Source organism: Streptomyces sp. NPDC025721, from assembly GCF_055558595.1.
Genome location: NZ_JBVHMF010000020.1, coordinates 148,575 through 159,147, shown reverse-complemented (window position 1 = coordinate 159,147; position 10,573 = coordinate 148,575). Strand labels below are relative to the sequence as shown.

The following is a 10,573-nucleotide window of genomic DNA, read 5'->3' as shown; positions in this document are numbered from 1 at the left end:
CCGACGGATTGGGATGTGCTGGATCTGGACCGGGATCCGGTGCCGGGTGATCCGTTCGAGGTGAAGGAACTCGCGCGGAAGCTGGGGGATTTCGCCGATGATGTCGCCTCGGCGCTGCGGTCGGTGCGGGGCCTGAGCGGTGACACCGTCGTCCAGGAGTGGGCGGGGCTGTCGGGGGACGCCTACCGGCAGCAGTTCGGGGACCTTCCCGGTGAGCTGGACAAGCTGGAGCGCTCCTACCGCCTCGCGTCCGGGGCCCTGGACGATTACTGGCCGAAGCTGGAGACGGCGCAGGGTGACGCGGACCGGGCGCTGGCGCAGGGGCGCACCGCCCGCCAGGAACTGGACACCGCGCAAAGCCAGTTGACGAACGCCGATGCGTGGGTGAAGCGGGCGCAGGACAAGTCCAGGCAGTATCAGGAGGACCCGAAGCCGGACGTGCCGCCGCCGTCGGCGGAGGAGGTGCGTGCGGCGGCCCGTAATGCCACGGACGCTAACAGCGCCCACACCACCGCCTCCACCGCCGTCCACAGCGCGCAGGCGAAGCTGGACGCGGCCAAGCAGCTCGCGGCCGACGCGGCCCAGCTCAGGGACGACGCCGCCTCCACCGCCCAGCACGCGCTGCATGAGGCGTCGGATGCGGGGATCAGGAACAAGCACTGGTGGGAGAAGGCGGTCGACTGGGTCGCGGACCACTGGGACGACATCATCGCGGTCTGCAAGGTCATCGTCGCGGTCCTGGGCATCGTCGTCCTGATCATCGGCGGCCCCCTGGCGTGGCTGGTCCTGGCCGCCGCCGTCCTGGTCCTGGCCGACACCGTCATGAAATACCTCAAAGGCCAGGCCAGCCTCTGGGATGTCCTGTTCGCCGCCCTGGACTGCATCCCGATGTTCAAGGGCCTCACCACCGCCGGCGGCCTGTTGAAGATGGCCCGCGAACTCCCCGCCCTCCTCAAATCCGGCAAGGCCCTGGAGAACATCGCCAACAGCATCCGCAAGGGCGCGGGAGCGATACGCGACGCCGGCCGCACCATCAAGGGCCTGTTCACCTCGGGCGACCCCATCGACATGGCCACCGGTGAGATGGTCATGTCCGCCACCGACGTGCATCTGCCCGGCATCCTCCCGCTGTTGCTGGAGCGCGCCCATCGCACCGGGTTCCGCGGCGGCCGGTGGTTCGGGCCGACCTGGGCCTCCACGCTGGACCAGCGGCTGGTCCTGGACGACCAGGGCATCCGGTTCACCACCGCCGACGGCATGGTCCTGCACTACCCGGTACCTGAGCCAGGCCACCCACTGCTCCCCGTCGAGGGCCCGCGCTGGCCCCTGACCTGGGACGGCACCCCCGGCAGCACCATGACCGTCGCCCAGCCCGACACCGGTCGCACCCTGCGCTTCCGGGCGCAGCCGCGCGGGTGGCTGGCCCTGGCGGAGATCACCGACCGCAACGCCAACAGGATCGTGATCACGTACGACGACCTCGGCGCCCCCGTCGACGTCACCCACAGCGGCGGCTACCGCGTCGCCGTCAGCACCGCGGACGGCCGGATCACCGCCCTCCACCTGGCTTCCGCCGATGACCGGCCCGCCCTGTGCGCGTTCGGCTACACCGACGGCCACCTCACCGCCGTCACCGACTCCTCCGGCGTGCCCCTGACCTTCGGCTACGACGACCGGGGCCGCGTCACCCGCTGGCAGGACCGCAACGACACCTGGTACACGTACGCCTACGACGACCGGGGCCGCTGCGTCCGCACCGGGGGAACCGACGGCGTCCTCGCCTACAGCTATGTCTACGACAGCGCGCCGGGGACGACGGTGGCCACCGATTCGGTCGGCGCCACGACGACCTACGAGTTCAACGTCGCTCGCCAACTGATCCGGCAGACCGATCACTTCGGGCACAGCACGACGTCGGCGTGGGACCGCTACGACCGGCTGCTGAGCCGTACGGATCCGCTGGGACGCACGACGCGCTACACGTACGACGGCCTGGGCCACTGCACCGGCATCACCTATCCGGACGGTGCCGTCGCACGGATCGAGTACGACGGCCTCGGATTTCCCGTACGGGCCGTCGATCCGGACGGGGCGCGGGTCGGCCAGCGGTTCGACGCGCACGGGAATCTGCTGGACACCACGGACGCGGCCGGTGCGACGACCGCGTACACGTACGACGACCGCGGCGCGCTGACGTCGGTCACCGACGCTCTCGGTGCGACCCGGCGCATACGGACCGACGCGGCCGGGCTGCCCGTGGCGGTCGTGGACCCCGACGGCGGGGAATCCGCGTACGTCCGTGACGCCTTCGGCCGTGTCGCGGAGGTCACCGACCACACGGGACAGTCCGTCAGGACCGGCTGGTCGTCCGAGGGCCGGCCGCTGTGGCGGAGGCGGCCGGACGGTTCGGCGGAGGAGTGGGAGTACGACGCCGAGGGCGACCTTGTCGCCTACCGCGATCCGGCGGGCGGTGTGCACCGCTTCACGATGACGCACTTCGGCCTCCCGGCCGAGCGGACCGCACCCGACGGATCACGTCTGCGCTACACCTACGACACCGAGCTGCGACTGACCGAGGTGCGCGACGACGACGGTCTGACCTGGTCGTACACCTACGACGCCGTGGGCAACCTGGTCAGTGAGACCGACTTCAACGGGCGTACGCGCACGCACCGTTACGACGCCGCGCGGCAGCTCATCGGCAGTGTCGACGCCCACGGGGGGACGACCGGCTACGAGCGGGACTCGGGCGGACGAGTGACCAGGATGGTCACGCCCGACGGCGACGCGGTCTTCGCCTACTCGGCCACCGGTCGCATGCTGCGCGCCGAAAACGCCTCCGCCGTCGTGGAGTTCACCTACGACGAGGGCGGTCGGCTCGTCGCCGAGAGCTGCGACGGGCTGGTCATGACCAGCCGCTACGACGCGATGGGACGCCGAATCGGCCGCCGGACTCCCTCGGGCGTCGAGAGTGCGTGGACCTACGACGAGGGCAACCGACCGGTGGGCCTGCGGATGGGCGACCAGTCGCTTCGGTTCACCTACGACCGCGACGGCCGGGAGACCGAGCGGCGGTTGGGGCAGGCGGCCCGGCTGCGGCAGAGCTGGGACCCGGTCGGCCGCCTGACGGTCCAGTCCCTCGTGGACGAGGCGAGCGGGCGCCCGGTCCAGGAGCGCAGGTACCGCTACCGGCCCGACGGATATCCGACGGAGATAGCCGAACTCGTCGGCGGCACGCACCGGTTCACGCTCGATGCCGCCGGGCGGATCACTGACGTCGACACCGGTGATCCCCGCGGTGCCGGGCCGGACGACCGGCGTCCGCCGCTTCCTGAGGTGTCGGGATCGCGGGTGCTGCGTTCCGGCCGCGTCCGCTACACGTACGACGAGCGGGGCCGCGTCGCCGTCAAGACCCGGATGCTGCTGTCCGGCGGTCGGCTGCGCTGGACCTTCGGGTGGGACGCGGAGGACCGGCTCCGGTCGGTCACCAACCCGGACGGCAGTGTCGCCGCGTACGCCTACGACGCGCTGGGACGCCGTACGTCCAAGAAGCTGGTGACGGCGGACGGCAGTGCGGCCGGGGAAGTCCGGTTCGCCTGGGACGGAGAGGTCCTCGCGGAGCAGGTGCGCGTCCCGGCCGCGGCGGCGGACACCGTGGTCACCGGGTCCCAGGAAGCGGTCACCACCTGGGAGTGCCTGCTGGGAGAGGGCCCGCGCGCGGTCGCGCAGGTGCAGAGCAGGCGTACGGCCGAGGCGGTGGCGGACCTGTCGCAGGAAGAGATCGACCGCCGGTTCCTCGCCGTCATCACGGACCTGGCCGGTGCTCCCACCGAACTCGTCGGTCCTGAAGGCGTCGTCGCCTGGCGGCGACGCGGTCATCCGTGGCTGCCGGAGACCACGCGGACGGCGGAAGGCGAAACCGCGGCTGCCGCGTCGGAGACGGCCGCCGGGGACCCGGTCGACTGCCCGCTGCGCAGTCCGGGCCGCTACCACGACCCCGAGACCGGCCTCGACTACAACTACCACCGCTACTTCGACCCCGAGACCGGACGCTACCTGAGCCCCGATCCGCTCGGTCTGGCTCCGGGGGCCGACGACTACGCCGATGTCATCAACCCCACGGTGCTGGCCGATCCGCTCGGCCTCTCACCCTGTTCCTCGTTGATCAACGTGTTCCGGGGCCCGTCGCAGGGCCTTCCCGGCGGCCAGCTCGGTGCGCCCATCAGCATCCGGCAGTTGCGCATGGCGCTGGGCAAGGCGGACATGTCCGTGAGCCACTACGACATCGTGCACGTTCCCGAGATCCACACGCCGACCGGACTCGGTTTCGGCAACAGCCCGCACCTGGTGTCCGGCACGCCCCAACTCGGGCCCCGGGGGCTCCCGTTGATCCAGATCTCCGACCTGGGTCTGCGCAGCATGGACGAGGGCGTCGCCACCGTCTTCCACGAGATCTACCACCATCAGCAGTTCCGGCTGTCGCTCAATTCGAAGCCGCTGTGGGGCGAGACCGTCGCGCCCAGTCATATCTGGGGCGGCACCGAGGACGCGGCGGAGGAATACGGCCAACGTATGCTGTCGCTGTTCAAGTCCAGGACAGGCTGACGAGGGGCGAGCGGTGCGGGAATTCGATGCGGAGCAGGTCCAGCAGCTACTGGCCGGCCCGAGATTCGTCGATGAACCCGGTGAGCGCGCCTGCCCGGCATGCGGAGCCGTCGCGGTGCGGACGTACGTCTACCGGCGGGTGGGACCCCACCGCACCGTACGCATCACCTACATGTGGTGCGCGTCCTGTCGGCGCCACAAGGGATGGACGGGCCCCGACGCCGGGCCGAGCTTCGATGACCCGCTCCTCCAACTCCCCGAAGCGGCGCGCGACATCCTCCTGAAGGACTTGGAATCGCTCTTCGCCAAGCTCGACGCGCTCTGGGATGCCGGAGACCTGCCCCAGCACTTCGGCGACTGACCGCTCGCGGAACACGGGGCCGGGCGTTGGAGAGGCCGATCCACGGGGGCGACCGGCGTCGGCCGGTGCCGGGCGGCGGCCCGGTCCCGCCGCGTTGGTCCGCCCTGACCAAGCGTGTCGCGCGGTCGGCCGGGTGGTATCCGGGACGCGCGGTGCCGGTCGGGCGGATTGGCGGAGGTGCTGCGCCCGCCTGTCCCGTCCGGCGGACCGCGTGACCGCCGGGAAACGGCTCGGCAAACCTCCCGAATCGGTCGGCCGGGCACAGACCGGGGGCTTGCGGCAGTACGCACCGGCTTGTGCGGCGTACGGGACCTCGTGTGCATCAAGCGGGGCGGCGCGCGCCGATGTGCGCAGGGGCGGGGGGCGGGGAGGGTGACCGCAGACGCGCAACGCGTCGGCACGGCGGGCCTGTTGACGAGCGATCGGACGGCGCACCGGCGTGCCCGTACGAAGGAGATTGTCGATGAGAGGCTTCGGCCTGGCAGATACCGGTATCGACGGAAGACGGCGCGGCGAAGGGAGCGGCGGGGCCAGTGGCCGGGCGGACCGGCGGTGGCGCAGGCGGGTGGCCACGGCGCTGTTAGGGGTGACCGTGCTGGCCACGGGATCGCTGGTCGCGGGCGGCCCGGCGCAGGCGAACACGCCCGGTCAGCCCGGTACGCCGAGCGCGCCGACGAGCGTGTTCACGGAGGACTTCGAGAACGGTCAGGGCCCGGCGGTGACGACGCTGCCGGACTACACGGGCGCGGCGCCGCTGGCGGAGACGTACACCGCCGATCCGGCGTGGCTGACCTCCTGCAACGGTCTGCTCGTCTCGCAGCAGGGCCCCGCGAGTCCCCCGCCGGGCGTCAACTGCGGCGGCTTCTGGAACGCGAACAAGCAGATGGCCGTCGCGCTGGGCACGTGGGCGGGCGGCAACGCGTCCACCAACCACTCGCTCACCGCCTACACCTCGGGCGATCCGGGCGCCGGGCGCACCGAGTTGGAGACCGTACGGCCGATCCCGCTGAGCGCGAACCACCGGTTCCTGACCTTCTCGGTGGACGCGGCGGCCCAGAACTGCTTCGCCAGCCACCCCCTGCTCGCCTTCTACCTGCTCGACGGCGGCACCGCGCGCGCCGCGTTCACCTCCCCCATCGACCCGTGCCAGAACCCCGGTTCGGTGATCGGCGGCACCTCGGTGGGTACGTACGCCAGCAACGGCTCGGTGCTGTTCAGCGGCGACTCGGCCGGTATCCGGCTGGTCAACGAGCAGGCCAGCGGCAACGGCAACGACGGCGCGATCGACAACGTCCGTCTGCTGGACGCCACTCCGCAGCTCGACCAGGGCTTCGCACCGGCGCACCTGCCCGTGGGCGCGCCCACCACCCTGACCTTCACCGTCACCAACACCAGTGAGCTGGCCGCCAAGAACGGCTGGTCCTTCGGCGCCCAACTCCCGGACGGGCTGCGGCTGGACGGCAGCAGCGCGACCACCGACTGCGGTACGGGAACGGCCACCGCGAACGCGGCGGACGGCACGGTGACCGTGAGCGGTGACCTCGCCGCCGGTCAGCAGTCCTGCACCGCGACCGTCAAGCTCACCTCCAACGACGGTGGCACGTACCAGATCTGCGGCTCGTCGATCACCGACCCGGTCGGCGTCGACCTGCCGGGCTGCGCCTCGGTGACCTTCACCGCGCCCGTCTTCGACGCCCGCGCGCACGGCGTACGGCTCACCTCGCCGCTGCTCGACATCGGGCCGCTGGCACCGTCCGCCCACTCCTGCACGCCGCTGCCCGGCAGCGACAGCCACTCCGTGGTGAGCGCCGGGCTCGGCACCGTCGGCAACCTCGGTGTCCTGACCACCGACGCCTCGGGGACCGTCGACAGCGACGGGACCCGTACGGCCGCGGCCCACGCCCAGACCACCGGCGTCAATCTCCTCGGCGGCCTGATCACCGCCGACCTCGTCGGCACCTCGGCCCGGGCACGGCAGTCCCTCACCGACACCGGGCCGGGACCGGTCTCCTCGACCGGCTCGACCGTCCTGACCAACCTCCGCGTCGCCGGTGTCACCGTCGCCGCCAACGCCGCGCCCAACACCACCATCGCCCTGCCGCTCGTCGGCTCCCTCGTCATCAATCAGCAGACGACCGTCGCCGGAGGCAAGGGCATCACCGTCACCGCCCTCTCCCTGACCCTCCTCACCGGCGTCCACGTCACGATCGCCCAGAGCACCGCCGCCCTCCTCACCTCCACCGACCCCTGCCCCGCCACCTGACCCAACCCGACCCGACCCACCCGCCCTGCCCGGGGCCGCGCGGACACCCCCCGGGCAGGGCGGCTCCACGCCGAGAGAAGGCCCCCGGACCGGACCCGGTCAGCCGACAGCGGCCCGAAGCCGGGCGATGAGTTCGGGGGGTGGTGGGGGTCTACCTCTTGGACGGGGAAAAGACACCGATCGGGAGTACGTCATGGGTCTCATTCACATCGAGCTGTTCACGACGCTGGACCTGGTGGGGCAGGCGCCCGGGGGGCCGGAGGAGGATCCGGAGGGGTTCTCGTACGGGGGGTGGCAGGTGCCGATGCTGGACGAGGTGGCCGGGGCGCAGGTGGACGCGGCGTACGAGGGGACGGACGCGCTGCTGCTCGGGCGGCGGACGTACGACATCTTCGCCGGGTACTGGCCGCATCAGAAGGACGGGGACAACGGGGGGTTCGCCACGCTCTTCAACAGCGTGCCGAAGTACGTGGCCTCGCGGGGTACGCCCGATCTGTCGTGGGCGGGGTCGACGCACCTGGGGCCGGACCTGGTGGCGGCGGTGCGCGAGGTGCGGGAGCGGCACGAGCACATCAAGGTGGTCGGGAGCCTGAACCTGGTGCAGACGCTGCTGCGCGAGAAGCTGTTCGACCGGCTGGACCTCTGGGTGCACCCGATCATGCTGGGCGTCGGGAAGAAGGTGTTCGACGGCGGCGCGGTCCCCACGAACGTCACCCTGCTCGCACCGCCCGTGGCCAGCCCGAAGGGCACCGTGCACCTGCGGTACGCGCGCGCCGACGGCGTCCCCGGCACCGGCGACATGAGCGCGGTCGACCGCGACGCCGGGCAGGGCGCCTGAAGCACCGTTCGGCGGCTTTGCCAGCTCTTTACAATCCGTTCCGCCCGCGTCTCGTCTTTTCAGTCGATCCGCACCTCAGCCCGCGCGTGACCGCGCGGGCGGGCCGACGAAAGAGAGCGATTCATGCGCCGAACTGTTCTGAGCGCCGTGGCACTCGCGTGCACTGCCGTGCTGGCGAGCGGTGTGCCCGCGTTCGCCGACGGGGCGTCCCCGACCCCCACTCCGACCAGCGTGAAGACGCAGTCGGCCGCGCCGTCGACCGGGCCTTCGGACGCCACCTCGTCCGCGCGGCCCTCCGCGTCCCCCGCGCCGACCAAGGCGACGTCGGGCCAGGTCCCCGCGGTGCCGAAGGGAGCGCCGAACACCGGTGAGGCGCCGGTGGCCTCGCACGGCGGAAACGACGGCGGCCTGATCGGCGGAGGCGCGGCCGCGGTGCTCGCGCTCGGCGGCGGGGCGGTCCTCCTCGTACGCCGCCGGCGGGCGACCGGGGCGTGACCTCCGGCCGCGCGGGCGACCACGGTGAGGGATTCCGAGACGTGAGCGACCGCGGCGCGGGCGACCGGACCGCGGGCGACCGGACCGCGGGCTTCCGACTCACCGGCCCCCGGCGCGCCTTCGTCACCGCGGTGACGGCCGCCCTCCTGCTCACCGGCTGCGGCGGCCATCACGCCGCGGGCCACGCAGCGGGCGACGCCTCGGGTGACACCTCGCGCCGTACCGCCGTGACCGAACATCCCACCGGCGCACCGCCCTCTTCGCGGCCCGCCGCGAAGTCGGTACGCGCGCTGGCGCGTTCGGTCCCGGTGCGGCTGGAGGTCCCGGCCATCGGGGTCAACACCCCGGTCATGGAACTGGGGTTGGCCCCGGACGGCACCGTGGAGGTCCCGCCGATCACGGCGCACGACCGCGCGGGCTGGTACCGGGGCTCACCGACACCGGGTCAGACCGGCCCCTCGGTGATCCTCGCCCACGTCACGGTCGGCGCCTACGGGGACGGGGTCTTCCGTCACCTCGCGCGGCTGCGCGCGGGCGACCGGATCGTGGCACGCCTGAAGAACGGCGAGGCGGCGCGGTTCGCCGTCACCGACGTCCGTACGGTCGCCAAGTCGGACTTCCCGACGGACGCGGTCTACGGCGACGTGAACCGTCCCGAGCTGCGGCTCATCACGTGCGGCGGCCCGCGCGAAGGCACCGGCTACCGCGACAACGTCATCGTCTTCGCCTCGCTGATCCCGTAGCGGGCGCGTCACGACAAACCACAGCCAAGGCGGTCTCCTGACGCCTTCCCCGAGTCCCGGGCCGCCGCCGATCCCCGTACGTCGGCGGCCCGGGACCCTCTCCGAGCGACCGCACAGGACCGCGAGGAACCGTAAGAAAACATAAGGAACCGTAAGAAACCAAAAAGACCGCGAGAGTCGGCGACGACCCGCACGACCCGCACGAAGTCCGCGACAGCACCACCCTGCCCCCGACATGGAGAGCGTTGAAACGGTCCCGCGAGAAGGCAGCGTCCGAGCTGTTCGCCGCCTTCTATCCGCGCCTCGCCGGCTGGTGCCGCCGCCTGGTCGACGACGACGAGACGGCCCACGAGATCGCCTCGGAGGCGTTCACCCGGCTCTGGGCGCGCTGGACGGCGGTGGCCGAGCCGCGCGGCTTCCTGTACGTCACCGCGACCAATCTCGTACGGGATCATTGGCGCAAGCTGGAGCGCGAGCGCAGGGCCGTACGCCGGGCCACCGTGGAAGCCGCGGTACGGCCGCCGGCCGAGCAGACCGACCCGTCGCTGCGCATGCTGGTGCAGTCGCTGCCGGAACGCCTGCGCGTGCCGATCCTGCTGCACTACTACGCCGACCTCCCGATCCGGGAGATAGCCCTGCTCACCGGCCGCAAGGAGGGGACGGTCATGTCCGACCTCCACACCGCCAGGGAACTGCTGCGCGCCCACTTGAGGAGAAGCCTTGATCACACAGTCTGACGACGGTCAGGACTTTGACCCCGAGGACCCGCTGACGGTCATCCTGCGGCCCGCCCCCGACCATCTCGGGCTGCCGCCCGGCCGGTACGAGAAGATCCGCCGGGGCGCGGCCCGCCGCCGCCTGCTCCGTATCGCCGTCGGGGTCGGCCTGTCCGGCGCCGTCGCCGTCCTCGTCGCGCTGCCGCTGCGCATGGCGGGACCGCAGTCGCCCGCCGCGCCCGCGATCCCGCTCGGCACGCCGCCCGCGAGCGGCCCCGCGGCCAGGCCCGCCGCCACCACCCCGACGCCGCGCCCCGCGCCGACCGACGCCCCCGCCACGGCGAAGACCCGGCCCACGGCCCAGGCCCCGTCACCGAGCGCCGCCACGCGGACCGGACCGCCCTTCAAATCCGCCTCCGCCTCGCCCACTCCGACCCCCACCACGGCCCGCCCGACGGACCGTTCCTCGGACGGTCCCGCCACCTCGAACCGGTAGGCCGCGCAGGGGTGTTGCGCCCGCGAGCCGCGCAACACACCGCGGGGCCCGGCCAG

8 protein-coding genes are annotated in these 10,573 nt (G+C 72.2%); all 8 read left to right on the top strand.

What is annotated here, in order from left to right; translation table 11 throughout:
- Positions 1 to 15 precede the first annotated feature (15 nt).
- The 8 genes from ACZ4EF_RS25800 to ACZ4EF_RS25765 all read left to right on the top strand — a co-directional run bounded on the left by ACZ4EF_RS25800 (position 16) and on the right by ACZ4EF_RS25765 (position 10,517).
- On the top strand, positions 16 to 4,605 hold the full coding sequence (locus tag ACZ4EF_RS25800; protein WP_467506499.1) for a DUF6531 domain-containing protein: 4,590 nt from the start codon (positions 16 to 18) through the stop codon (positions 4,603 to 4,605).
- A 13-nt stretch (positions 4,606 to 4,618) separates the two neighbouring features.
- On the top strand, positions 4,619 to 4,966 hold the full coding sequence (locus ACZ4EF_RS25795) for a hypothetical protein (protein ID WP_355336448.1): 348 nt from the start codon (positions 4,619 to 4,621) through the stop codon (positions 4,964 to 4,966).
- Positions 4,967 to 5,429: 463 nt separating this feature from the next.
- Complete coding sequence (locus ACZ4EF_RS25790) at positions 5,430 to 7,229, top strand: choice-of-anchor P family protein (RefSeq protein WP_355336449.1); 1,800 nt, start codon at positions 5,430 to 5,432, stop codon at positions 7,227 to 7,229.
- 193 nt (positions 7,230 to 7,422) lie between these two features.
- A complete protein-coding gene (locus ACZ4EF_RS25785; RefSeq protein WP_355336450.1) occupies positions 7,423 to 8,067 on the top strand; it encodes a dihydrofolate reductase family protein in 645 nt (214 codons plus the stop codon).
- A 123-nt stretch (positions 8,068 to 8,190) separates the two neighbouring features.
- Positions 8,191 to 8,562, top strand: a complete 372-nt coding sequence (locus ACZ4EF_RS25780; protein ID WP_355336451.1) for a sortase-dependent protein — start codon at positions 8,191 to 8,193, stop codon at positions 8,560 to 8,562.
- A 131-nt stretch (positions 8,563 to 8,693) separates the two neighbouring features.
- Complete coding sequence (locus tag ACZ4EF_RS25775) at positions 8,694 to 9,305, top strand: class F sortase (RefSeq protein WP_467506506.1); 612 nt, start codon at positions 8,694 to 8,696, stop codon at positions 9,303 to 9,305.
- A 245-nt stretch (positions 9,306 to 9,550) separates the two neighbouring features.
- Positions 9,551 to 10,042: an RNA polymerase sigma factor gene (locus ACZ4EF_RS25770; protein ID WP_391042400.1), complete on the top strand. Its 492-nt coding sequence runs from the start codon at positions 9,551 to 9,553 to the stop codon at positions 10,040 to 10,042.
- Positions 10,026 to 10,517, top strand: a complete 492-nt coding sequence (locus ACZ4EF_RS25765; protein WP_467506498.1) for a hypothetical protein — start codon at positions 10,026 to 10,028, stop codon at positions 10,515 to 10,517. Before ACZ4EF_RS25770 ends, ACZ4EF_RS25765 begins: the two co-directional genes overlap by 17 nt.
- Positions 10,518 to 10,573: the final 56 nt, after the last annotated feature.